The 25,842-nt window shown below is 52.8% G+C and carries 19 protein-coding genes; 16 read left to right on the forward strand and 3 right to left on the reverse strand.

The features are described 5' to 3' along the window. Nucleotides 1-141 precede the first annotated feature (141 nt). The 8 genes from OGY72_RS18615 to pdxY all read left to right on the forward strand — a co-directional run bounded on the left by OGY72_RS18615 (nucleotide 142) and on the right by pdxY (nucleotide 10,787). Nucleotides 142-957 carry an AraC family transcriptional regulator gene (locus OGY72_RS18615; protein WP_008786078.1) on the forward strand — a complete coding sequence of 272 codons (816 nt, stop codon included), beginning with the start codon at nucleotides 142-144 and terminating at the stop codon, nucleotides 955-957. 138 nt (nucleotides 958-1,095) lie between these two features. Beyond that, a complete protein-coding gene (locus tag OGY72_RS18620; RefSeq protein WP_003830108.1) occupies nucleotides 1,096-2,016 on the forward strand; it encodes a dihydrodipicolinate synthase family protein in 921 nt (306 codons plus the stop codon). Nucleotides 2,017-2,030: 14 nt separating this feature from the next. Then, on the forward strand, nucleotides 2,031-3,638 hold the full coding sequence (locus OGY72_RS18625) for an aldehyde dehydrogenase (NADP(+)) (protein ID WP_286549021.1): 1,608 nt from the start codon (nucleotides 2,031-2,033) through the stop codon (nucleotides 3,636-3,638). Between the two features lie 11 nt (nucleotides 3,639-3,649). Then, on the forward strand, nucleotides 3,650-5,251 hold the full coding sequence (locus tag OGY72_RS18630) for an APC family permease (RefSeq protein WP_048227169.1): 1,602 nt from the start codon (nucleotides 3,650-3,652) through the stop codon (nucleotides 5,249-5,251). Nucleotides 5,252-5,262: 11 nt separating this feature from the next. Next, the gene (locus tag OGY72_RS18635) at nucleotides 5,263-6,273 is read left to right on the forward strand and encodes an Ldh family oxidoreductase (RefSeq protein WP_286548732.1); all 1,011 of its coding nucleotides are present in this window, start codon (nucleotides 5,263-5,265) and stop codon (nucleotides 6,271-6,273) included. A gap of 819 nt (nucleotides 6,274-7,092) precedes the next feature. Continuing rightward, nucleotides 7,093-8,463, forward strand: coding sequence for a tyrosine phenol-lyase (locus tag OGY72_RS18640; RefSeq protein ID WP_016155590.1), 1,371 nt, complete (start codon nucleotides 7,093-7,095; stop codon nucleotides 8,461-8,463). Between the two features lie 189 nt (nucleotides 8,464-8,652). Next, nucleotides 8,653-9,918 (forward strand): aromatic amino acid transporter, encoded by a 1,266-nt coding sequence (locus OGY72_RS18645; RefSeq protein WP_003830097.1) that lies wholly within the window; start codon nucleotides 8,653-8,655, stop codon nucleotides 9,916-9,918. Nucleotides 9,919-9,929: 11 nt separating this feature from the next. Next, nucleotides 9,930-10,787 carry a pyridoxal kinase PdxY gene (pdxY, locus tag OGY72_RS18650; RefSeq protein ID WP_286548736.1) on the forward strand — a complete coding sequence of 286 codons (858 nt, stop codon included), beginning with the start codon at nucleotides 9,930-9,932 and terminating at the stop codon, nucleotides 10,785-10,787. A 500-nt stretch (nucleotides 10,788-11,287) separates the two neighbouring features. Here pdxY and OGY72_RS18655 read toward each other — a convergent pair whose 3' ends face one another. Next, on the reverse strand, nucleotides 11,288-12,841 hold the full coding sequence (locus OGY72_RS18655; RefSeq protein WP_079937197.1) for an L-lactate permease: 1,554 nt from the start codon (nucleotides 12,839-12,841) through the stop codon (nucleotides 11,288-11,290). Between the two features lie 436 nt (nucleotides 12,842-13,277). Between OGY72_RS18655 and dld the strand changes: the two genes are divergently transcribed. The 4 genes from dld to OGY72_RS18675 all read left to right on the forward strand — a co-directional run bounded on the left by dld (nucleotide 13,278) and on the right by OGY72_RS18675 (nucleotide 17,895). Then, nucleotides 13,278-14,975, forward strand: a complete 1,698-nt coding sequence (gene dld, locus OGY72_RS18660; RefSeq protein ID WP_126319389.1) for a D-lactate dehydrogenase — start codon at nucleotides 13,278-13,280, stop codon at nucleotides 14,973-14,975. Between the two features lie 74 nt (nucleotides 14,976-15,049). After that, nucleotides 15,050-15,769, forward strand: a complete 720-nt coding sequence (locus OGY72_RS18665; RefSeq protein ID WP_001102107.1) for a (Fe-S)-binding protein — start codon at nucleotides 15,050-15,052, stop codon at nucleotides 15,767-15,769. Between the two features lie 10 nt (nucleotides 15,770-15,779). Next, nucleotides 15,780-17,207 (forward strand): LutB/LldF family L-lactate oxidation iron-sulfur protein, encoded by a 1,428-nt coding sequence (locus tag OGY72_RS18670; RefSeq protein WP_149281689.1) that lies wholly within the window; start codon nucleotides 15,780-15,782, stop codon nucleotides 17,205-17,207. Then, a complete protein-coding gene (locus OGY72_RS18675) occupies nucleotides 17,200-17,895 on the forward strand; it encodes a LutC/YkgG family protein (RefSeq protein WP_286548746.1) in 696 nt (231 codons plus the stop codon). Before OGY72_RS18670 ends, OGY72_RS18675 begins: the two co-directional genes overlap by 8 nt. A gap of 49 nt (nucleotides 17,896-17,944) precedes the next feature. Here OGY72_RS18675 and gntP read toward each other — a convergent pair whose 3' ends face one another. Further along, entirely contained in the window at nucleotides 17,945-19,288 is a 1,344-nt protein-coding gene (gene gntP / locus OGY72_RS18680) for a gluconate permease GntP (protein WP_003033260.1), read from the reverse strand. A gap of 261 nt (nucleotides 19,289-19,549) precedes the next feature. Between gntP and uxuA the strand changes: the two genes are divergently transcribed. The 4 genes from uxuA (at nucleotide 19,550) to OGY72_RS18700 (ending at nucleotide 25,278) form a co-directional block, all read left to right on the forward strand. Then, nucleotides 19,550-20,734: a mannonate dehydratase gene (gene uxuA, locus OGY72_RS18685; RefSeq protein WP_003830090.1), complete on the forward strand. Its 1,185-nt coding sequence runs from the start codon at nucleotides 19,550-19,552 to the stop codon at nucleotides 20,732-20,734. Between the two features lie 80 nt (nucleotides 20,735-20,814). Further along, complete coding sequence (locus OGY72_RS18690) at nucleotides 20,815-22,290, forward strand: fructuronate reductase (RefSeq protein ID WP_286548753.1); 1,476 nt, start codon at nucleotides 20,815-20,817, stop codon at nucleotides 22,288-22,290. A gap of 176 nt (nucleotides 22,291-22,466) precedes the next feature. Continuing rightward, nucleotides 22,467-23,240 carry a Uxu operon transcriptional regulator gene (gene uxuR / locus OGY72_RS18695; protein WP_032934226.1) on the forward strand — a complete coding sequence of 258 codons (774 nt, stop codon included), beginning with the start codon at nucleotides 22,467-22,469 and terminating at the stop codon, nucleotides 23,238-23,240. Nucleotides 23,241-24,270: 1,030 nt separating this feature from the next. Then, the gene (locus OGY72_RS18700; RefSeq protein ID WP_286548757.1) at nucleotides 24,271-25,278 is read left to right on the forward strand and encodes a porin; all 1,008 of its coding nucleotides are present in this window, start codon (nucleotides 24,271-24,273) and stop codon (nucleotides 25,276-25,278) included. A gap of 62 nt (nucleotides 25,279-25,340) precedes the next feature. Here OGY72_RS18700 and OGY72_RS18705 read toward each other — a convergent pair whose 3' ends face one another. Beyond that, nucleotides 25,341-25,742, reverse strand: coding sequence for a hypothetical protein (locus OGY72_RS18705; protein WP_286548760.1), 402 nt, complete (start codon nucleotides 25,740-25,742; stop codon nucleotides 25,341-25,343). Nucleotides 25,743-25,842 lie beyond the last annotated feature (100 nt).

The following is a 25,842-nucleotide window of genomic DNA, read 5'->3' on the forward strand; positions in this document are numbered from 1 at the left end:
AAACCAAAAAAGGCAACCGCGCCAGTGGCTGGAAAAGGGGAAGTTATAAATCTACGGCAGGATCGCAAAACGCAGTAAGGATGCTTGCTCGGTTAACAAAAAGTTAATAAATATTCAGGTCACTAATCGGGAGGAAGCATGATGTCCTGTGTGATTAATGATGTGCGGGCCCCGTCGCCGGTGCCGGAAGTGGCTGAACTTAGCCAGATATGTGAGGGGTTGGCGCGTCAGCGTCCGGACAATATCCAGACGTTGCTCCATGCGATGGCATTGATTGCGCCGCTGCTCAATGCCATTCCGAATGTGGTTTTTTTTATCAAAGATGTGCAGGCCCGCTATTTGATGGTCAATATGACCCTGGCACGACGCTGCGGGTTTAAGACGGTGGTTTCTCTGCTGGGTAAAACCTCTGCCGATGTTTTCCCTTCAGCGCTTGGGTTGGGCTATACCGAGCAGGATATGCGGGTGCTGCGCGAAGGGGTAACGCTACGCGATCAGCTGGAAATGCATCTCTACAACGGTCGTGAACGTGGCTGGTGTTTGACCCAGAAGCTGGCGCTGCGGGATGCGCAGGGCCAGGTCATCGGTATGGCGGGGATTTCACACGATCTGCAGGAAGCGCAGGCGCGTCACCCGGCGTGGCAGCGGCTGGCGATCGTCGACGATCATATCCGCAACCATTATCACCGTCCCATCGCGATGGAAGAACTAACCGCCCTGAGCGGCATGTCGGTGGCGCAAATTGAGCGCTACTGTAAGCGTATTTTTCATCTCACTCCGCGCCAGATGATCCACAAAGTTCGGCTGGAAAAAGCTACCGAACTGCTGGCGGGCGATACGCCGATTACCGATATTGCGTTGCAGTGCGGTTATACCGATCACAGCGCGTTTAGCCGCCAGTTTAAGGCGATGACGGGCTCTACGCCGCGTGATTTTCGCATTACGCTTGCCGGGTAAGACACACTCACTGTGCTAATTTCGTCATCAAAGAGGAAGAAAACCACCAAGCAGTCGGTCGCCTGAAACGTCAATCTGTCAGTGAATATTCACCATTCATTCACTTTAAATTAACAAATTGACGACAAGGAACCGAACATGAGCAAGAAAGCCATTCACTGGAGCGGTGTATTCCCGGCAGTCAGCACCCAGTTTCGTAGCGATTATTCCCTGGATCTGGATGCCACCCACACGGTGATGAAAAACCTGGTCAAGGATGGTGTTTCTGGCCTGGTGGTGTGCGGCAGCGTGGGGGAGAACACCTCTCTGACCACGCAGGAAAAGCTGCAGATTATCGAAGTAGCGAAAGATGCAGCGGGCGGTCAGATCCCGGTCATTGCGGGGGTGGCCGAATTCACCACCGCGTTTGCACAGAAGATGGCGAAAGAGGCAGAGCGCGTGGGCGTCGACGGTATTATGGTGATGCCTGCGCTGGTGTATTCCTCAAAACCGCATGAAACAGCGGCCCACTTCCGCAGTGTGGCTACGGCTACCGACCTGCCTATCATGGTGTACAACAACCCGCCGATTTACAAAAACGACGTGACGCCGGACATCCTGGCGACGCTGGCCGACTGCGACAACATCGTCTGCTTCAAAGACTCCTCCGGCGATACCCGCCGTTTTATCGACTTACGCAACTCCGTTGGCGACCGCTTTGTGCTGTTCGCTGGGCTGGATGATGTGGTGGTCGAGAGCATTGCCGTTGGGGCGGAAGGCTGGATCTCCGGAATGTCGAACGCCTTCCCGCGTGAAGGGGAGACGTTGTTCCGCCTGGCGAAACAACAGCGTTATGAGGAAGCGATGGCGCTTTACCGCTGGTTTATGCCGTTGCTGCATTTGGATGCGCGCCCGGATCTGGTGCAGTGCATCAAGCTTTGTGAAGAATTGCTGGGGCGCGGCAGCGCCATTACCCGTCCACCGCGTCTGGCGCTGGAAGGGGATACCCGTGCGCAAGTGGTGGCGATTGTTGAGAAGGCGCTGGCGACCCGTCCACAGCTGCCGGATGTCGGCCTTTAAGTAAAGGAGTGATGATGACGCTACCTCTCTCTGTTTCGGGTCAGCAGTTTATCGCCGGACGTCGCGTGGCAAGCGGTGAGGCGACGCTGCCAAGCCTGCGTGCCGCTGACGGCAAGCTGACCGGATACCATTTTTACCCGGCCTCTCGTGAGGAGGCCGCCGCCGCGGCGGAGGCGGCTGACCAGGCGTTTCCTGTCTATTCACAGACTGCGCCGGACGTGCGTGCCCGCTTTCTCGACACCCTTGCCGACGAGCTGGATCTGCTCGGTGAGGATTTTTTCGCCATAGCCCACCAGGAAACGGCGCTGCCGCTGGCGCGGTTACAGGGAGAGCGTACCCGTACCAGTAATCAGCTGCGCATGTTTGCCGGGGTGCTGCGTCGGGGCGATGCCTTTGGCGTACGTATTGATACCGCACTCCCTGACCGCCAGCCGCTGCCGCGCCCGGATCTGCGTCAGTTTCTGACCGCGCTTGGCCCAGTGGCGGTGTTCGGGGCCAGCAATTTTCCGCTGGCCTTTTCTACGGCAGGGGGCGATACCGCATCCGCGCTGGCGGCGGGTTGTCCGGTGGTAGTTAAGGCCCATCCCGGGCATATGGCGACGGCGGAATTGACTGCCCAGGCGATGGTGCGTGCGGTCGCGGCATCTGGCCTGCCTGCGGGCGTTTTTAACATGATTTTCGGCACCGATATTGGCGCGGATCTGGTTCGCCATCCGGCGATTCAGGCGGTGGGCTTTACCGGTTCGCTGCGCGGCGGTAAGGCGCTCTGGCAGCTGGCGCAGCAGCGTCCGCAGCCGATCCCCGTCTTTGCGGAAATGTCGGCCATTAACCCGCTGATTATTCTGCCGCAGGCCGTCGCCACGCGGGCAGAAACGCTGGCTAATGAGCTGGTGTCCTCTTTCACTTTGGGATGTGGGCAGTTTTGTACCAAGCCGGGGCTGATCCTTATCTTACGCGGCGAGGGTATGTCCCGCTTCACGCAGTCATTGAAGGACGCGGTTGACCAGGCACCGGCACAGATCATGCTGAATGCCCCGACGCTTGCCCATTATGAAGACGGCGTCAGCGCGCTTGAGGCGCATCCGCATATTCAGCGTCTGGCAGGGTCTGATGAATCGGTCATCGGCCGTGCGCAGGCCCGGCTGTATCAGGCTTCGGCTTCACTGCTGCTGGCACAGGATCCACTGTTACAGCAGGAGGTATTTGGCCCGCTGGCGGTGTTGGTCGAGGTTGCCGATGAGGCGGAATTGCAGTCCATTTTGCGCGTGATTCCGGGCCAGTTGACGGCAACCGTGCACGCCGAATCTGATGATGGGCCGCTGGCGCAGCGCCTGCTGCCAGCCCTCACTGAAAAAGCGGGACGCGTTTTGTTTAACAGTTATCCGACCGGCGTTGAGGTCTGTGATGCCATGGTGCACGGTGGTCCGTGGCCTGCCACCACCGATGTTCGCGGTACCTCGGTAGGGACGCAATCCATCGACCGTTTTTTACGCCCGGTATGCCTGCAAAATGTGCCTGCCGCGCTGCTTCCGCCTGCTGTCCAGGATGACAACCCTCTGAACCTGCTGCGCCTGATTAACGGGCAGTGGACCCGGGAAGCCATTTCCCCCTCTGTTGACTGAAGGGCATGACCATGACGATTCACTCTACGCACCAAACACAGGCCCGCGTTGCTGAGGTGGGTAAATTTAAAAAGCAGCTAACGCTAACCGACCTGACGTTTATTGGGCTTGGGGCTATCTTCGGTTCCGGCTGGCTGTTTGCCGCAAGCCATGTGGCATCGATTGCCGGACCTGCGGGCATTGCCTCGTGGGTCATCGGCGGAATTGCCGTTCTGCTGCTGGGGATTGTCTATTGTGAGCTGGGCGCGGCACTGCCTCGTGCCGGGGGGATTATCCGTTATCCGGTCTTTTCCCACGGTGAGTTGATGGGGTATCTGCTTGGATTTATTACGCTGATTGCGTTTTCAAGCCTCATCTCCATAGAGATTGTTGCTGCACGGCAGTATGCGGCAGCATGGTTCCCGATGCTGACTCAAACTGGTTCAAGCGACCCAACGTTGCTGGGATGGGTAGTGCAGTTTTTGCTGCTGTGTTTGTTCTTCGGGCTGAATTACTACAGCGTTAAAACGTTTGCCCGTTCCAATAACATCATCAGTATTCTGAAATTTTTGGTGCCGTTGGCGGTCGTTGTGACGCTATTTACCTTTTTCAAACCTGAGAACCTGCACGTTCAGGGGATTGCACCCTTTGGTATGTCGGGCGTTGAGGCTGCGATTAGCGCCGGTGGGATCATCTTCGCCTACCTGGGGTTGACGCCAATTATTTCTGTGGCGAGTGAAGTAAAGAATCCACAGCGTACCATCCCGGTGGCGCTGATTTTATCCGTGGTGCTGTCGACGATTATTTACGTGCTGTTGCAGTTGGCATTTCTTGGCAGTATTCCGACCGATATGCTGGGTGGCGGCTGGGCGGAGATCAGCAAGCAATTCTCGCTGCCGTACCGGGATATCGCCATTACGCTCGGTATGGGCTGGCTGGCGTTTATGGTGGTGTGCGACGCGATTGTCTCCCCAAGTGGTACCGGCAATATCTACATGAACGCCACGCCGCGCGTGATTTATGGCTGGGCCAAAGCAGGCACCTTCTTTAAGACGTTTACCCACATCGATAAAGAGTCTGGCATTCCGCGTCCGGCGCTGTGGCTGACCTTTGCATTGTCTATCTTCTGGACATTGCCGTTCCCGTCATGGGAACAGCTGATAAGCGTGGTGTCGGCGGCGCTGGTACTGAGCTACGCTATTGCCCCGGTCACGGCGGCGGGGCTACGCCGTAATGCACCGGATTTGCCACGTCCATTCCGCGTGCGAGCCTTTGGGATTATCGGTCCGGTGTCGTTTGTGATTTCGGCGCTGATTGTATTCTGGTCTGGCTGGGGCACGCTGTCATGGCTGCTGGGACTGCAGATTGTGATGTTTGTCGTCTATGTACTTTGCAAATCAAAAGTGCCGGTGCACACCGTGAGTCTGGCACAGCAGGTGAAGTCGTCTCTGTGGCTTATCGCCTTCTACGCACTGATTATGCTCTTCTCCTGGCTGGGCAGTTTTGGGGGCACAGGGGTGATTGGTCATCCGTGGGATACGGTGGTGGTAGCGGTGATGTCGCTGGGAATTTACTACTGGGGTGAGCGAACCTGTCTGCCGCGGGCTAACTTTACTGGTGATGAAGAAGAGTAAAGGAGTCGGTCATGGAGATGGTAAACCTCTCGTTAACAGAGGCTTATGCGCTGGCATATAAGGTGCTGCGCGGGAACGGATTCAGTGAAGCGCATGCCGTGGCGATCGCGACAAACGTGACCCACGGTGAGCGTGATGGCTGTGCCTCGCATGGTTTGTGGCGGTTGCTGGGGATTGTGGAGACGCGACGTAAAGGAAAGGTGTCACCTGACGCTGAGCCGGTTATCACCGATACCGCGCCGGCCATTGTGAAGGTGGACGCCGGTGGGGCATTTTCCCTGCTGGCATTCGAGCGCGCGCTTCCACTGCTGATAGAAAAGGCGCGCCACAGCGGTATTGCAGCCCTGGCGATTAACCGCTGTGTGCACTTTTCGGCGCTGTTTGCCGACGTTGAGCCGCTCACGGAGGCGGGGCTGGTGGCGCTGGCGACGACGCCCAGCCATGCGTGGGTTGCTCCCGCAGGCGGGACGCAGCCGCTTTTTGGCACTAACCCGATAGCATTTGGCTGGCCGCGTGAAGAAAAATCCCCGTTTATCTTCGACATGGCCACCAGTGCGGCGGCACGGGGAGAGATCCAACTCCATCAACGGGCGGGAAAAGCGGTGCCGGAAGGGTGGGGGATTGACGGTGACGGTCAGGCCACCACCGACGCGCAGGCGATCCTCGACGGTGCGATGTTGACGTTTGGCGGGCATAAAGGGTCGGCACTGGCGGCAATGGTGGAACTGCTTGCCGGACCGCTCATCGGCGATATGACCAGCGCGGAATCGCTGGCGTGGGATAAGGGGGCTGGCGGGTTGCCCTATGGTGGCGAGCTGATTCTGGCCCTGGACCCGGCCCGTTTTCTGGGACGGGAGGCTCCGCAGCATCTGGCACGTGCCGAGAGACTCTTTGCCGATATGCAGCGGCAAGGGGCGCGTTTGCCGGGCGAGCGTCGCTATCATTCCCGTAAGCGTACAACTCGTGACGGTGTGGAAATAGCCCATTCGCTGTTCAAGGATATATCCGCGTTAGTGAAATAATTATTGGCATTCTCGCGATAACAGGAGGGATGATGTCCCTCCTGTTATACGTTTATATAAATAGTTACTGCGATTAGCGATACGCAGGTGTTTGCGCACCTTCGCATCGCGCTAATAAAACCCCTGTAAATTCCCCCTGTGATCTTCGGTAAGCCCAGATGTAAATAAGATGAAATAAGCGCGAATAGCATGCTTTTGGAATAAATAGAAAACGCCTTCATCCCAATAAATCCGGTATTATTAATCGTATTTATTCATTATCTTTCACGCGCCTGAATATCCCCACGCTCCAGAAAACAACGCCTGTCGGCATCAGACCAAAAATGCGATCTAACTCACTGAAGCAAATAGCAAACTCTGAAACAACGCTTAATTGTACACTTTGCTTTACACTTTTAGTGATGTGAATCACAAATATAAACCCGCGAAGTGATCCGACTCTCACAAATTGGGGTGTACTCATTGAGCAATACATTATGAGAACAGCCTGGAAAGTTAAGTTTTCAGTATTTTCCCTCTCCAGTGACATGCAACGGTGAAGGGCAAATCAACACGCAAAAAAAACTCGTTGAATATGAACGGGTAAAAAAATGACGTGTGATTTGCATCACTCACATTTACAGCTTTTTAAATCATTGCCAGTGATTAATGTTGACCGGGCTATTTCCATAATCAATCAAATCTTGCATAGTGCCTCCACATTATTTTTCCCCCTGGCTCAGGAGGCGAATAGTTATATTTCATCAGACATTATTGATGAACCAGGTATGATTTACTTCACATTAATACGTACATGACCACTGTTACTGGAGAAACAAAATGAATTATCCGGCAGAACCCTTCCGTATTAAAAGCGTTGAAACTGTATCTATGATCCCGCGTGATGAGCGCCTTAAGAAAATGCAGGAAGCGGGTTACAATACTTTCCTGTTAAATTCGAAAGATATTTATATTGACCTGCTGACCGACAGTGGCACCAACGCAATGAGCGACAAGCAGTGGGCCGGAATGATGATGGGTGATGAAGCTTACGCGGGCAGCGAAAACTTCTATCATCTGGAAAGAACCGTGCAGGAACTGTTCGGCTTTAAACATATTGTTCCGACTCACCAGGGGCGTGGCGCAGAAAACCTGTTATCGCAGCTGGCTATTAAACCGGGGCAATATGTTGCCGGGAATATGTATTTCACTACCACTCGTTATCACCAGGAAAAAAATGGTGCGGTGTTTGTCGATATCGTTCGTGACGAAGCGCACGATGCCGGTCTGAATATTGCGTTTAAAGGTGATATCGATCTTAAAAAATTACAAAAACTGATTGATGAAAAAGGCGCAGAGAATATTGCGTATATCTGCCTGGCGGTGACGGTTAACCTCGCAGGCGGGCAGCCGGTCTCCATGGCGAACATGCGTGCGGTGCGTGAACTGACGGCAGCGCACGGCATTAAAGTGTTCTACGATGCTACCCGCTGCGTAGAAAACGCCTACTTTATCAAAGAGCAAGAGCAGGGATTTGAGAACAAAAGCATCGCCGAGATCGTGCATGAGATGTTCAGCTACGCCGACGGTTGTACCATGAGTGGTAAAAAAGACTGTCTGGTGAACATCGGCGGCTTCCTGTGCATGAACGATGACGAAATGTTCTCTTCTGCCAAAGAGTTAGTCGTGGTTTACGAAGGTATGCCATCCTACGGCGGCCTGGCCGGACGCGACATGGAAGCCATGGCGATTGGCCTGCGCGAAGCCATGCAGTACGAGTACATCGAGCACCGCGTGAAGCAGGTTCGCTACCTGGGCGATAAGCTGAAAGCCGCTGGCGTACCGATTGTTGAACCGGTAGGTGGTCACGCGGTATTCCTCGATGCGCGTCGCTTCTGCGAGCACCTCACGCAGGATGAGTTCCCGGCACAAAGTCTGGCCGCCAGCATCTATGTGGAAACCGGCGTGCGCAGTATGGAGCGCGGAATTATCTCTGCGGGCCGTAATAACGTGACCGGTGAACACCACAGACCGAAACTGGAAACCGTGCGTCTGACTATTCCACGCCGTGTTTATACCTACGCACATATGGATGTCGTGGCTGACGGTATTATTAAACTTTACCAGCACAAAGAAGATATTCGCGGGCTGAAGTTTATTTACGAGCCGAAGCAGTTGCGTTTCTTTACTGCACGCTTTGATTACATCTAAAAAATAGTTATGGCCCCATCACGTGATGGGGCTTTTTTGTATTCCTTTTCCATGAACAGGAAGCCTTTGCGGTGCCCGTTACCGTGACATAACTAAAAAAAGTAAACCCTGACTCCGACATTTTTATTATCCGCATGATGTACAAATGACAGCTGTAATTATAACGAATAGTCTACAGGAACATTTATCATGGATATTAATGCCATTGAGCGACAGAGTAGTACCCCCGGACTGATTAGCGGAACCATGTTGGTTATCGCGACCGTAGTAGGTGGCGGGATGTTCTCCCTGCCGATTGCGATGGCCGGCGTATGGTTCCCCGGTGCGTCTGTTATTCTTCTGTTTATCGCCATCATGATGTTATTAACCGGTCTGATGCTGGTTGAAGTTAATCTGCATTATGGTGCCGGTGCCAGTTTTAATACCTTTACTCAGGATTTATTAGGCCGTAAGTGGAATATCGTAGTCGGTATCGCTTTCGGCTTTGTGCTGTATATTCTGACCTATGCCTATATTTCCGGATCGTCAGCGGTGATGGCGCAAACCGTGTTCAAATACAGCGGCGTGCGCTTTCCGGCGAATATCTCGGTGGTGATCGTCAGTATGCTAGTCGGCGCGATTGCCTGGTATAGCTCCTTGCTGGTCGGACGTATCACTACCGTGTTGATTATCGGTAAGTTTATTGCGTTCTTTGCTACTTTCTCTGGGCTGGTTGGTCATATTGAGGTGGCGAAACTTGTCGACAGCGTGGCGGTGGCGCTGCCCAACTCACAGTACCTGCCTTACATTCTGATGACGCTGCCGTTCTGTATTATCTCGTTTGGTTTTCACGGTAACGTGCCGAGCCTGGTCAAGCTGTATGGCAAGAGTGGGGTCCCGAATATCACGCGTTCGATTATCATCGGTACGCTGTTTGCCCTGCTGCTGTATATCTTCTGGCTGGGCGTCACGATGGGTAACATCAGCCGTTCCGCGTTCCCGCCAATTATCGCCAAAGGCGGCAATATCGATGTGTTTGTCGAGGCCATCAGCGAGCTGTTCACCAGCCGCTATATGGATCTGATCCTGACCTTCTTCGGCAACTTCGCAGTAGCCAGTTCTCTGCTGGCGGCGACGCTTGGCTTGTTCGATTATATCGCCGACCTGTTTCACTTCCCGGATGACGGCATGGGCCGCCTGAAAACCGCGCTGGTGACCTACTTTCCGCCAGCCGCCGTGTGCTTCTTCTTCCCGAACGGTTTTGTGCACGCGATTGGCTACGCCGGTCTGGCCTTTACCATCTGGAGCGTGATCCTGCCGCCGTTCCTGGTGAAAGCCGCGCGGAAACGTTTCCCGACCGCCAGCTATACCGCGCCCTGTAATAACACCGTACTTAACCTGGTGATTGTCTGTGGGGCGGTTGTCTATCTGACGGTTGTTCTGGACGTATTTGGTCTGCTGCCAACGTTTCGTTAGACGGAGTCAAAATGAAAAACGTGTTGTCTGTTCAGTCGTCAGTCGTTTATGGCTATGCCGGAAATAAAGCCGCTGTGCTGCCGATGCAGCTTTCGGGGATCGATGTCTGGCCGTTTTACACCGTACAGTTTTCCAACCACACCCAGTACGGGATGTGGCAGGGCATGGCGATGCCGCACGGCGAGCTGAGTGCCATCATCAGCGGGCTGGACGACCTGCAAAAGCTGGCGCAATGCGATGCTGTATTGTCCGGGTATCTCGGGGATAAACGCCATTGCGAAGAGGTGAAGCACGCGGTCACCACCATTCGCCAGCGTAATCCGCAGGCACTCTACTTTTGCGATCCGGTGATGGGCGATCCGCAAAAAGGCTGCATTGTCGCGCAGGGCGTAGAGTCCTTTTTTGTCGATGATGCCATTCAACTGGCCGACATAATGGGGCCGAATCTCTATGAACTGGGCGTGCTGACGGGCAGACAACTGCGTAGTTTTGACGAGGTGGTGGAAGCGGCGCAGCAGCTGGTAGCGTGGGGCGTGAAGAAGGTGCTGGTGAAACATCTCGGCGACTGCTCGCGTGATAAGCAGGCGTTTGAAATGCTGCTGGTGACACCGGAACAGACGTTACACATTGCCCGGCCGCTGTATACCTTTGCCAAAATGCCGGTGGGCGTTGGGGATCTGATTTGCAGCGTGATGCTGGCCTCACTGCTCAATGGTTATGAGGATAAGCAGGCGCTGGAGCGGACCACCAGTGTCGTCGATGCGGTGATGCGACTGACAAAAGAGCATGATTCGTATGAACTGCGGCTGATAGATGCGCGTCACCAGATAATGGATCCGCAAATTCGCTATCGGGCAGCGGTACTGTAGCGCCGCAGGGAGGCTTTATGTTTCTGACATTGCTGCGGCTTCAGCATCCGCTGGTCTACCGTTTTGCGTGGCTTCGTCTGTGGGTGGCGGTGTTAAGAGCATGCGGTCTGCGTAAGAGAAAGGGGTGAGCATTTTACGCTGCTGTTGCTGCCGGATGCGGCTCGCGCCTTATCCGGCCTATAAATGAGCGTGAAACGCAGGCCTACAAATGAGTGTGAAATGTAGGCCTGATAAGCGAAGCGCCATCAGGCATAAGTGCCAGGTATTACACGCGGAAGTAGCGTGGTGGAATCAACGCGGAAAAGGCGTCGAACTTCTTCACCATCTTTTTCCAGAACAACATAACAACAATCCTCGATTTGAAACATCGGCGCTATTTTAGTCAGCGCCGACAAATCGTAAAGCCTGTCGCCTTGTTCCGTTTCTGGGGTGGTGTAAACCTTTTTGGTCACTGTGTCGTCAAATACGATTGCCGCGAATTTGACGGGGTTGACAATGGCTTACGCCATAAACCAGTAATAAAAGAGACCGACTTTCAGGCCAAGGATCACAATGTAGGCACAGCAGTATTTCATGGTGCCAGACATGATCTGATTGGCCTGACCGTCCATTTTGGTGGCAGAAACCGCGATGGCGATGCTTTGCGGCGAAATCATTTTGCCCCCCGTAGCGCCAGAGGTATTGGCCGCCGCCAGCCAGTTGGGATCGATATGTAACTTGCTGGCAGCTATGGTTTGCAGCTTGCCGAACAGAATGTTCGAGTTGGTATCGCTGCCGGTAACGAACGTGCCCAGCGCGCCAATCACCGGGGCGAGGAAGACGTACGAGCTGCCGGTCAGATCGACAATCGACTGCGCCAGCGTGGAGATAATCCCGCTGAGATCCATCACCGTGGCCAGCGCGACGATCGCCATAATTGCCACGATAGAGTTTTTAAGCTGGAAAATCGTTTTGATAAATACTTCCAGCATCCCGCGTGCGGACGCTCCCTGAATAAAACCGCCGATAATGGTCGCAAAGATAATCAGCATCCCTGGTGTGGTCACCCATTCAACTTTCAGTGCCATCGTTTTGCCGTCAGCCAACGTGAAATGCAGCACAGAAGCCAGTTGGGACGCCGCACCTTTTATTGTCGGGAACAGCGGCGAACACAGCAGGATAAACACAAAAATAAACAGATAGATAGAGCCCACGCGGAACAACACTTTTGCCGAGCGCGGCGTGGTTTCGCGGGTATGGCTGACCTCAATGCGCCACTCGGGATCGGTTTTCCCTTTGCGCAGGCGACTGACCATCGCCACGGCAAACAGGCTGACCAGGCTACCGGCAAAGGCGGGTAATTCCGCGCCAAGATGGATGGCGACAAAATATTGCGGAACCAGCGTGGAAATGCCGCAAATCAACGTGATCAGAAATACGCCGCGAATGGCTTTCAGGCCACCGCCAATAATGCAGACAATCACAAACGGCAGCAGGATATTAAACAACGCGAGCTGCAAAATAATGGTTCCGCCTAAGGTATAAACCGGCAGATTAACCTGTTCAGCCAGAATAGAAACCGGGATCCCGACCGCGCCGAATGCGGTAGGAACTGTATTTGCCACGAGAGAGGCAATCGCCGCCTTTAACGGGTTGAATCCCAGCGCAATGAGAATGCCGATCGGAATAGCGACCGCCGTGCCATAGCCCGCTGCGGCTTCAAGAAATCCACCAAAACACCATGAAATCAGCAGCACCTGAATACGCTTATCTTCGCTAATACTGGCGAGAATATCGCGCAAAATATCCAGCGCTTTGGTCGCCTGCATGACGTTATAACTGAAAATAGCGCCGAGGATCACAATCACGATCGGCCATAGTCCCTTCAGTGCGCCATACCCTATCGCGGCTTTCAGATTTTGTACGGGCATTTCCCAGAATATTGCCGATAGTGCAGCGGTGAATACCAAAGAGATCAGTACGGAATAATGGATGGGCATTTTTAATTTCAGTATTAAAAATACCATCAGCAGCAAAGGAGAGAGTGCCAGAGCAAACATTAAATATTCGTGCATTACAATTCCCGATTTACTTTTTTAGACTGAACTATATTTAGGGGGAAGGAAGCTACCTGAATAATAAAATAAAAAATGCAAACTGAATCGCTTCAGTGAAATAAAGTTATAAAGGTTAATAATTGTATAAATAATGTTATTTTTTTATTAAATATGAATAGCCACTAAATATTACAACACCCATTAGAGTTAATCATTAATAGGTATGGGATGATCTTTGCAATAAATGAAATAAGTGTTTTGGCATCCCCTCAAAGGGCGAGGTATGAATTATATGGCGGTGATAATTTCATTAAAAAAATGTGAGCGGTACCGAAAGAAATAAAATGGGGTATTGCATGTGGATATTGATTGAGGGAATATTCTGTTTTGTCATACAAATGAACTTATAGCCATTTTCACTGGCCCTGATATAAGGAGCGGAGAGCCGCCCTCCATGAAACATACTGATAATAAGACCTTTTTGACGACTCTTACCCAATTGGTTGGCCCTGCTCATATCCTCACTGAACCGTCAAAAACTGCGCGTTACCGTAAGGGATTCCGCTCGGGTCAGGGTGATGCTCTGGCGGTGGTTATCCCCGGCTCTTTGCTTGAACTCTGGAAAGTCCTCAGCGCCTGCGTTGAGGCCGATAAAATAATCCTGATGCAGGCGTCGAACACAGGCCTGACCGAGGGTTCGACGCCAAATGGTAATGACTACGACCGCGAGATCGTCATTATCAGCACGCTGCGGCTGGACAGTCTGCATGTGCTGGATGAGGGCAAGCAGGTGCTGGCTTATCCTGGCACCACGCTGTACTCGCTGGAAAAGGCGCTGAAGCCGTTTGGCCGTGAGCCGCATTCGGTGATCGGCTCTTCGTGCATCGGCGCGTCGGTTATCGGCGGTATCTGTAATAACTCGGGCGGTTCTCTGGTCCAGCGAGGCCCGGCTTACACCGAGATGTCGCTGTTTGCCCGCATTGATGAACAGGGACGCTTGCAACTGGTCAATCACCTTGGCATTGAGCTAGGTCAGACGCCAGAGCAAATCCTTGCCCGGCTGGATAACAATGCGATTGAAGCCGCGCTCGTCAACCATGACGGGCGTCACGCGCACGATCACGACTATGTTAGCCGCGTGCGGGACATCAATGCCGACACGCCAGCACGTTACAACGCTGACCCGGATCGCTTGTTTGAATCCTCTGGCTGCGCGGGCAAGTTAGCGGTGTTTGCCGTACGTCTGGATACCTTTGAAGCCGAGAAGAACCAGCAGGTCTTTTATATCGGTACCAATCAGACTGATGTCCTGACCGAGATTCGCCGCCACATCCTGGCGAATTTTACAAACCTGCCGGTAGCTGGGGAGTATATGCACCGCGATATCTATGATATTGCAGAGAAATACAGCAAAGATACCTTCCTGATGATCGACAAACTTGGTACGGACAAAATGCCGTTCTTCTTCAACCTGAAGGGGCGTACCGAGGCCATACTTGAGAAGGTGAAGATTTTTCGTCCGCACTTTACCGACCGCGCTATGCAGGCTTTTAGCCATCTGTTCCCGAGCCATCTCCCGGCGCGGATGAAGACCTGGCGCGATAACTATGAACACCATCTAATGCTGAAAATGTCAGGCGATGGTGTGGCCGAAGCCCAGGCATGGTTAACGGACTATTTTAAATCGGCCGAGGGCGCGTTCTTTACCTGTACCGCGGAAGAGGGCAGTAAGGCGTTTCTGCATCGTTTTGCCGCTGCGGGCGCTGCCATTCGTTATCAGGCCGTTCATTCCGATGAGGTTGAGGATATTCTCGCGCTGGATATTGCATTACGCCGTAATGATACCGAATGGTATGAGCATTTACCGGCAGAAATTGATAGTCAGTTGGTGCATAAACTCTATTACGGTCATTTTATGTGCTATGTCTTCCATCAGGATTATATCGTTAAAAAAGGCGTAGATGCCCACGCGTTAAAAGAACAGATGCTGGAATTACTGCGCCAACGCGGAGCGCAATATCCGGCGGAACACAATGTCGGTCATCTGTATAAAGCGCCGGAAAATTTGGCGCGTTTTTATCAGGAGAATGATCCGACCAACACTATGAACCCAGGCATTGGTAAAACCAGTAAACAGAAAAACTGGGCATGAAATATGAATGAACATTTGTTTGATATCGCGATATCAAGCGCAATAAACAGAAATGAAGCAATGGAGTAGTTATTGTGAATGTAAATTTCTTTGTTACCTGCATTGGTGACGCACTGAAATCACGGATGGCACGAGACTCCGTATTGCTGCTGGAAAAACTGGGTTGTCGCGTGAATTTCCCCGAGAAGCAAGGGTGTTGCGGTCAGCCAGCCATCAACAGCGGTTACATCAAAGAGGCGATCCCTGGGATGAAAAACCTGATCGCCGCGCTGGAAGACAACGACGATCCGATTATCTCCCCTGCGGGCTCCTGCACCTACGCGGTAAAAAGCTACCCGACGTATCTGGCCGATGAACCGGAATGGGCGCTACGTGCTGAGAAAGTTTCCGCGCGTATGCAGGATCTCACCTCCTTTATCGTCAACAAACTGGGCGTGGTGGACGTTGGCGCCAGCCTGCAGGGCCGCGCTGTGTATCATCCTTCCTGTAGCTTGACCCGCAAACTGGGGGTGAAGGAAGAGCCGCTTACGCTGCTGAAAAACGTGCGCGGACTGGAGCTGTTGACGTTTGCCGATCAGGATACCTGCTGCGGCTTTGGCGGGACGTTCTCGGTCAAGATGGCCGAGATATCCGGTGAAATGGTGAAAGAGAAAGTCTTACATCTGATGGATGCAAAGCCGGAATATTTGATTGGCGCAGACGTCAGCTGCCTGCTGAACATTGGCGGCCGACTGCAACGGGAAGGCCAGCCAGTCAAAGTGATGCATATTGCTGAAGTGCTGATGAGCCGCTGAGGGGAAAGAGATGTCGATAAAAACCAGCGATGTAGAATTTAAACTGCGCATTCGTCAGCAGATAGAAGATCCGATCATGCGCAAAGCCGTGGCTAATGCGCAGGAGCGTATCGGCGCAAATCGGCAAAAAATGGTTGATGAGTTAGGCCACTGGGAAGACTGGCGCGATCGTGCCAGCCAGATCCGCGATCACGTTCTGAGCAACCTCGACGCTTACCTGTACCAACTCTCCGAGAAAGTGACGGAAAACGGCGGACACGTCTATTTCGCCAAAACCAAAGAAGACGCCACTCGCTACATTTTGCAGGTCGCGCAGAGTAAAAATGCGCAGAAGGTGGTGAAGTCCAAGTCGATGGTGACCGAAGAGATCGGCATCAATCATGTGCTGCAGGATGCCGGAATCCAGGTGATCGAAACCGATCTCGGGGAATATATCCTGCAGTTGGATCAGGATCCGCCTTCGCACGTCGTGGTTCCGGCTATTCATAAAGATCGCTATCAGATCCGACGCGTGCTGAACGAACGTCTGGGGTATGACGGTCCGGAAACCCCGGAAGCTATGACCTTGTTCATTCGTCAGAAGATCCGCGAGGATTTCCTCAGTGCCGAAATCGGTATTACTGGCTGTAACTTTGCCGTGGCGGAAACCGGCTCGGTGTGTCTGGTGACCAACGAAGGCAACGCGCGCATGTGCACCACGCTGCCGAAAACGCACATTGCGGTGATGGGTATGGAGCGTATCGCGCCGACCTTTGCCGAGGTGGATGTGCTGATCACCATGCTGGCGCGCAGCGCCGTGGGCGCACGTCTGACGGGCTACAACACCTGGCTGACCGGCCCGCGCGAGGCGGATAACGTTGACGGACCGGAAGAGTTCCATCTGGTGATTGTCGATAACGGTCGCTCGCAGGTGCTGGGCTCAGAGTTTCGCGATGTGCTGCGCTGCATCCGCTGCGGAGCCTGTATGAACACCTGTCCGGCATACCGCCACATCGGCGGACACGGCTATGGCTCTATCTATCCAGGACCTATCGGCGCGGTGATTTCTCCGCTGCTCGGCGGCTATAAAGATTTTAAAGACCTGCCGTACGCCTGTTCTTTATGCACGGCCTGTGACAGCGTCTGCCCGGTGCGCATTCCGTTGTCAAAACTGATCCTGCGTCATCGCCGGGTGATGGCCGAGGAGGGCATTACGCCGAAAGCTGAGCGACGGGCGATCAAAATGTTCGCTTATGCCAATAGCCATCCGGGGCTGTGGAAAGTGGGGATGATGGCGGGCGCGCATGCGGCGAGCTGGTTTATCAATGGCGGCAAAACCCCGCTCAAGGTTGGCGCGATTGGTGACTGGATGGAGGCGCGCGACCTGCCTGATGCTGACGGCGAGAGCTTCCGTAGCTGGTTTAAAAAACATCAGGCGCAGGAGAAAAAGAATGGATAACCGTACCGCGTTTTTAAACACCATCGCCCAGGCGCTGGGTCGCCCGCTGCGTTTCGAACCGCAAGCGGATGCCGCGCCGGTTAACAACTATGCCAACGAGCGCCTGACCGAGCTTAGCCCCGAGCAGCGCTGCGATGCGTTCATCCAGTTCGCCAGCGAAGTGATGCTGGCTCGCTGCGAGCTGACTCGCGAGGACCAGGCCGCAGACGCGGCGCTGCGCCTGTGCGAAGAATTGGGTCAGCAGCCGGTGGTGCTGAGCGGCGACAGCCGGCTGGTGGAGCTGGGTATCACCGAACGCTTGCAGCAGGAATGCAACGCCGTGGTCTGGGATCCGGCGCGTGGTAGCGAAAATATTACCCAGGCCGAGCAGGCGAAAGTCGGCGTAGTGTATGCCGAATATGGCCTGACCGAGTCCGGCGGCGTGGTGCTGTTTTCCGCACCGGAGCGCGGGCGTTCCCTGAGCCTGTTGCCGGAGTCCTCGATTTTCGTGCTGCGTAAAAGCACCATCCTGCCGCGCGTGGCGCAGCTGGCAGAAAAACTGCATCAGAAAGCACAGGCCGGTGAGCGTATGCCATCGTGCATTAATATCATCAGTGGACCCAGCTCGACGGCGGATATTGAGCTTATCAAGGTGGTTGGGGTACATGGCCCGGTGAAGGCGGTGTATCTGATTATTGAGGATTGTTGAGGCAGGATGGAAAACCGCTCTGGCGCTATAGGCCAGAGCGGTATCGACGTTATGCAATCATGCTGATGATCAACACGATAATCAGGCCAACCACGGAGTTTACCAGCTCCAGCAGACCCCAGGTTTTCAGCGTATCCTTCACCGACAGGTCAAAGTAGCCTTTGAACAGCCAGAACGAAGCATCGTTGATATGGGTCAGTGTGTTGGAACCCGCCGCTGTTGCCAGTACCAGCAACGCCGGGTCGACGCCCACCAGTTGACCGGTTGCCGGGTCGAGGATTGCTGCGCTAATAATCCCCGCGGCCGTCATGGCTGAGACCACGCCCTGACCCGTTGCCAGACGAATCAGCACGGTTATCAACCACGCCATGATGTAGGGAGAAATATTACCGTGCGACATCAGCATGCCGATGGTATCGCCGATGCCGGTATCGATAATGGTTTGCTTCAGTACGCCGCCCGCGCCGATGATCAGGATCACCATGGCGATGCTTTTCACCGCGTTTTCAAAGGCGTTCATTACCCACTGCATGTCATGACCGCGCGCGGTACCAAACAGCACGAAGGCGACAACCATGGCGATAAACATTGCAATCGGCGAGGAGCCTAAGAAGTTGACCACTTCCCACGCCTGCGTCCCTTTCACCAGCCAGATGTTGGCGATGGTGGTGGAGATCATGATGATCGCCGGGATCAGCGGCACCAGGATAGAAACTCCGAAGGACGGCAGGTTGTTCTGGTCAACCGGTACGTCGGCCTTCATGAATGACGGCGTTGGACGATCGAGGTTGCCGAGGAATTTCGGCAGAATAAGCCCGGCGCAGATCACGCTCGGAATGGTCACCAGGATACCGTAGATGTAGACCATGCCCATGTCAGCGCCGTAGGCGTTAACCAGCGCGACCGGACCCGGCTGCGGTGGGAACAGTGAGTGAGCGGTGGTGGCGGCGGCAACCGCAGGAATCGCCAGCTTGAGGAATGGGATCTTCGCTTCCGCGGCAATGACGATCACCAGCGGTGCCAGCATAATAAACGCCACTTCATAGAACATCGCCAGGCCGAAGATCAGACCAATAATGATCACCGACAGCTGCACGTAACGTAGACCGAGTCGCGCCAGCAGCGTATGGGCAATCTGATGCGCCGCCCCGGAGTCAACCATCAGCTTACCGATGACTGCCCCGAATACCACGATAATCGCCAGCTCACCCAGCGTGCTGCCAAAGCCGGATTTCATGGTATGCAGCAGTTCCATTAAATCCATTCCCGCCAGCATACCGACCGAGAGTGCCGCCAGCAGCAGGGCGACCATCGAGTTTATTTTGAATCTTAAATTGAGCACCAGCATCAGGCCGATGCCGAATACAACCCACAGAATATTGAGAACGTGCATATAACGTCTACCTTACTTTGGTTGAACTATTATGGTTTTGGTTGAGATGTTACATATATTGGTCAACCTATGATGCGATGGATGTCACATTGCGTTACATGTTTACATTAATACTGGGTTGTCTGGACGTAAAAAGGCGATCTAATCAGCAGGTATCGTGATTTGGTTAACCAATTTAGCGCTTCAGGTTGACATGTAATACCAAAAGGAGGAATTTATGTGCCATATCGTCGAGTCCATAACGTAAATGAGGAATAAAACATGGAACAGACATGGCGCTGGTATGGTCCTAACGATCCGGTCACCTTAGCGGATGTACGTCAGGCGGGTGCAACGGGCGTTGTTACCGCCTTGCACCATATCCCGAACGGGGAAGTGTGGACGGTTGATGAGATCCTAAAACGCAAAGCCATTATTGAGCAGGCGGGCCTGGTATGGTCGGTCGTCGAAAGCGTACCGATCCACGAAGACATTAAAACCCGTTCCGGCAACTATCAGCAGTGGATTGCCAACTACCAGCAAAGCCTGCGTAACCTGGCCGAGTGCGGCATTCGTACCGTGTGCTACAACTTTATGCCGGTTCTCGACTGGACCCGTACCGACCTGGAATACGTCCTGCCGGACGGCTCCAAAGCGCTGCGTTTCGATCAAATTGAATTTGCCGCCTTTGAGCTGCATATCCTCAAACGCCCGGGCGCGGAAGCGGACTACACCGCCGAAGAGATTGCGCAGGCGCATGAACGCTTCACCACCATGAGCGAAGAAGACAAAGCACGTCTGACCCGCAATATCATCGCCGGTTTGCCGGGCGCGGAAGAGGGCTACACGCTCGACCAGTTCCGCCAGCATCTTGAACGCTATAAGGATATCGATAAAGCTGCGCTGCGTGAGAATTTTGCCGTCTTCCTGAAGGCGATTATTCCTGTAGCAGAAGAGGTCGGTGTGCGCATGGCGGTACACCCGGACGATCCGCCGCGCCCAATCCTTGGCCTGCCACGCATTGTTTCCACCGTGGAAGACATGCAGTGGATGGTCGATACGGTCAACAGCATGGCGAACGGTTTCACCATGTGTACCGGCTCCTACGGCGTTCGTGCGGATAACGACCTGGTCGACATGATCAAACAGTTTGGCCCGCGCATTTACTTCACCCATTTGCGCTCCACGCTGCGTGAAGATAACCCGAAAACTTTCCATGAAGCGGCGCATCTTAACGGCGACGTCGACATGTACGAAGTGGTGAAAGCGATCGTTGAGGAAGAACAGCGCCGTAAAGCCGAGGGCAAAGAGGATCTGATTCCTATGCGCCCGGACCACGGTCACCAGATGCTTGACGACCTGAAAAAGAAAACCAACCCAGGTTACTCCGCGATTGGTCGCCTGAAAGGCCTGGCGGAAGTACGTGGCGTTGAGATGGCTATCCAGCGCGCTTTCTTTAGCCGCTAAAGCAGTGTTGCCGGTCGCCTGTCTGGCCGGCTTTTTTCTTTTCTCTCCGTTGGTCTTTCCGACGGGATCTGGAGTTCACGATGACAACGACAATTGCCAATAGCAACCTGCCGGTTGCACGCCCCGCATGGGACAGCTCTCGTCTGCAATCCCGCATTGTTCACCTGGGATGCGGCGCTTTTCACCGCGCGCATCAGGCGCTGTACACCCACCATCTGCTGGAAACCACCGACAGCGACTGGGGTATCTGTGAAGTTAACCTGATGCCGGGTAATGACTGCATACTGATTGAAAACCTGCGCAAGCAACAATTGCTGTATACCGTGGCGGAAAAAGGCGCGGACAATACCGTGCTGAAAGTGATTGGCTCAATGAAAGAAGCCCTGCACCTGGAGCTTGATGGCTGTGATGGTATTTTACAGGCCATGGCGCGCCCGCAGACGGCAATTGTCTCGCTGACGGTCACGGAAAAAGGCTACTGCACCGATGCCGCCAGCGGTCAGTTAGATCTCAATAACCCACTGATTAAACACGATCTGGCAAATCCGGCCGCGCCGAAGTCGGCGATTGGTTACATCGTACAGGCGCTGCATCTGCGTCGTGAGCAGGGACTGGCGGCCTTTACCGTGATGTCCTGCGATAACGTGCGTGAAAATGGGCATGTGGCGAAAGTCGCGGTGCTGGGCCTGGCGCAGGCGCGTGACCCGCAGCTGGCGCAGTGGATTGAAGCAAACGCCACTTTCCCGTGTACCATGGTAGACCGCATTGTTCCGGCGGCAACGCCAGAAACGTTGCAGGAGATTGCCGACCAGTTGGGCGTTTACGATCCGTGCGCTATCGCCTGCGAACCGTTCCGCCAGTGGGTGATTGAAGACAACTTTGTTAACGGTCGTCCTGACTGGGACAAAGTCGGCGCACAGTTTGTTGCCGACGTAGTACCGTTTGAAATGATGAAACTGCGCATGCTCAACGGTAGCCACTCTTTCCTCGCTTATCTGGGCTATCTTGGCGGTTATGAAACCATCGCTGACACCATGACCAATCCAGCGTACCGCAAAGCGGCGTTTGCACTGATGATGCAGGAGCAAGCGCCAACGCTGTCGATGCCGGAAGGTACCGATCTCAACGCCTACGCGACGCTGCTGATCGAGCGTTTCAGCAACCCGTCTCTGCGCCACCGTACCTGGCAGATTGCGATGGACGGCAGCCAGAAACTGCCACAGCGTCTGCTGGATCCGGTGCGTCTGCATCTGCAAAACGGCAGCGGCTGGCGTCATCTGGCACTGGGCATCGCGGGCTGGATGCGCTACACCCACGGTGTGGATGAACAGGGGCAAGTCATTGATGTTGTCGACCCAATGCAGGCCGAATTCCAGCGCATTAACCAACAGTTCCAGGGAGCCGAACGGGTGACGGCGCTGCTGGGGTTAAGCGGCATTTTTGGTCACGATCTGGCGGAAAACGCCGATTTTGTGGAAACGATTATCGCGGAGTATCAACAGTTGTGTGAACACGGCGCACGCGAGTGCGTTGCAGCGTTAAGCGCTGACGCATAACCTCCCAGGTATGACGGGTCAATCAAAATACTAATTTGGTTGACCCGTTTTCTGTTTTTGGCTTCCCGCAAATGCTATAGTTCAGGCGAAAAAAACGTTATTGGTAGGCCGGATAAGGTGTGCGCAGTCATCCAGCCTCCGGATTCTGAATTGACGCATCTGACGGACATAACACGATGAAATCAAACACTTCTCAGCAAAGACCCTACCAGGAAGTGGGTGCAATGATCCGCGATCTGATTGTCCAGACGCCGTACCTGCCTGGTGAGCGCTTACCTCCGGAGCGTGAAATCGCCGAGAGGCTCAATGTCACTCGCACGGTGGTGCGCGAAGCGTTAATCATGCTGGAAATTAAAGGTCTGGTGGACGTGCGTCGTGGCGCCGGGATCTATGTGCTCGACAATGCAGAAGCTCAGACTATCGACAGTTCGGATGTGAATCATTGCAATGATGCAGGCCCGTTTGAGCTGCTACAGGCGCGACAGCTGCTGGAAAGCAACATCGCCGAATTTGCCGCGCTGCAGGCCACCCGCGAAGATATCGTCAAAATGCGCCAGGCGTTGCAGCTGGAAGAGCGGGAGCTGGCCTCCAGCGAACCCAACGGTTCTGAAAGCGGTGACATGCAGTTCCATCTCGCTATCGCCGAGGCCACGCATAACAGCATGCTGGTGGAGCTGTTCCGCCAGTCATGGCAGTGGCGCGAGAACAACCCGATGTGGATCCAGCTTCATAGCCATCTCGATGATACCCACTATCGTAAAGAGTGGATGGGTGACCACAAGCAGATCCTGGCGGCGTTAATCAAAAAGGATGCTCGCGCGGCCAAGCTGGCGATGTGGCAGCATCTGGAAAACGTCAAACAGCGCCTGCTGGAGTTTTCAAATGTTGATGACATCGACTTCGATGGCTATCTGTTTGACTCCTGGCCGCTGGATAAAGTTAACGCTTGATTTTACCACCTCTCACGCGGGCTGTTGCGGCCCGCTCGGTATTGCATAACAACCTTTCTTTTCACGTCTTAAACCTCATGTAAAAAATGGTTTCCATAGTCTTCAATGATCATTTTTTTCGCCGCTCCTGTGTGATGTAAATTGATTTTCATCAATTAAAAACAACTTATTTTTGCTTGCGAAAAAATGAGCTATTTACCTTATTTTTACCTTTTTGTGCTTATTTTTAGACAATACAGGTCTGTATTAAGTGAGAATCAAAGTGATTTCCGCTGCAGATAGTGCAGGGCCGCCAGGCATAACAGCGCATAAAAACAGGTGATTTGCGTAAAAGTAGGCATTAATAACGGCATGTAACTCATTGTCTGTAGTGATGTTTTGATTGCGTATCATTATTAACGTGAGTGATTCGTGGCTTTTTAATCATATGAATAAAAACGGATATATGTAAAGCTAACATTACACATTATTCTATAATCAAGTTATCTTTCATTTGAAATAACGTTCCAGTTTTTTGTTCTTTATTAACAGTTTTATTACTATTGTGACTGTATTTTGCCGTTGACATGTTTTTACACTGACTGCATATTTCATCGCCATAAGCGTGTTTGCGTTCAGGAGATGACTATGCCCTCTCGAGATTACCCTGATATCCGAAAAGCCAGGGGAACCCGATCAAAAGATATGGTTCTATTAAGTGCCCGTGTCGATACTTCTCTATGGGAATATGTTCGGACACTGGCATTTGAAACCCGTAAAAGTAAACAAGACATTATTGCCGAGGCATTAATGTTGCATCGCTCTATTAATGAGAGCACAAACGAAGAACCTAAGTAATTACTCTCTGTTCGGGTTTTATTTAAAACCCAAAGTTGAAATATATCTTGCCACTTCATTATTGCCTTTATTGGTATATTTTTTTGGTGTGTTATTGGTGTTTCCCCTTATCTGGAGGGGACTTTTTTATGTGGGCATTCCGCCTTCATAACAAAGTTGATAGCAAAATTCACAATTAAAAGTGAGTAACAACATGAAAAAGACAGTAGTGGCATTAGCTGTAATGGCATTAGGGGTAACCTCCGTTCATGCAGCGGAAATTTATAATAAAGATGGCAACAAACTGGATCTGTACGGCAAAGTAAAAGCGGTCCATTCATGGACTGACGGCACCGATGCCGATGGTACCTACGCGCGTCTGGGTTTTCGCGGTGAGACACAAATCAACGATCAACTGACCGGTTATGGCCAATTTGAAAGTCAGTTTGATGCCTCTAAAGCAGAAGGTTCTCAGAATGGCGTTAACACACGTCTGGCGTTTGCTGGCCTGGATTACGGCCATGACGTTAGTTTTGACTACGGTCGTAACTACGGTATCGCTTACGACGTGGGAGCTTACACTGACACTCTTTCAGAGTTCGGCGGTGACTCCTTTGAAAATACTGACCGCTTCCTTACTACACGCACTTCTGGCGTTGCAACACTCCGTACCAAAAATCTGTTTGGTGCCGTTGATGGTCTGAACGTTGGTGCGCAATATCAGGGGCAGGACGATACCAATACGGATCCGACCAAACAGCACGGCAACGGCTACGGCTTCTCGCTGGGCTATGACAATATTGCAGATTCTGGCGTATCTGCCATTGCGGCCTACACAACCAGCGCGGTGACTGCTCAGCAGAAAAAAAATGGCTGGGATGGCGAAAACGCAGAGTTCTGGGGCGCTGGCCTGAAATATGATGCGAACGCTATTTACGTAGCGACCATGTACGGCGAGTCCCACAACCTGATTCAGGATGCGGACAAAGCTGAGCACTTTGAAGCGATGGCGGCCTATGTGTTTGATTTCGGTCTGCGTCCGAACGTGGCTTACGTCCACGCGCGTGACAACAACAATAATGACCTGACCGAATACGTAGCGCTGGGTACAGACTACTACTTCAACAAAAACATGGTTGCTGATGTGGGTTATAAAATTAACCTGCTCGATGGCAAAGACGGTGACAACCAGGTTGTTGCGGGTCTGACCTATCAGTTCTAAGTTTGTTGTTCTGCTATGAAAAAGGCGTCTTGTTTAAGACGCCTTTTTTACCTCTGCGGTGTTTAAACCGGCTGGCTCTCTTTCATCTGTACACCGTGAAACAGCCATTGCCAGATGCCCACTTTTACCCATGAGACCACGCAGAGGATCAGATAAAAAAGTGGATTATGGGTAATGGTAACGCGCATGACTTCCATTAAATCTACATGCAAATTTCCGGCAATGGCCATATTGATAACAAAAATAGAGGCTACCGCGCTGGCCAGTAAAATAAATATGGCATGTAACTTTGTTATCTCCGGTAACTTGCCAGAGGCCCATTGCCATAAGAATGTTGTTGATAACAGGAAGATAATAAACAATCCCAGTGCGCCAAACAGGCCAAAGTCTTTATAATCCTTTAGCGTGCCAATTAAACCCGCCAAAATAATTAACCCCAGTAGTATTTTTTTAAACCACGACATGTGCCTTTCCCGAAGATGGTGTTGATGTTGAATTAATATGTCCATTTTTACGCATTTTAAATTGAGTTTATAAATGAACTGCCGGGAATTATAAATTGTC

The organism is Citrobacter sp. Cpo221, from assembly GCF_030332345.1.
Taxonomy (GTDB): domain Bacteria; phylum Pseudomonadota; class Gammaproteobacteria; order Enterobacterales; family Enterobacteriaceae; genus Citrobacter; species Citrobacter portucalensis.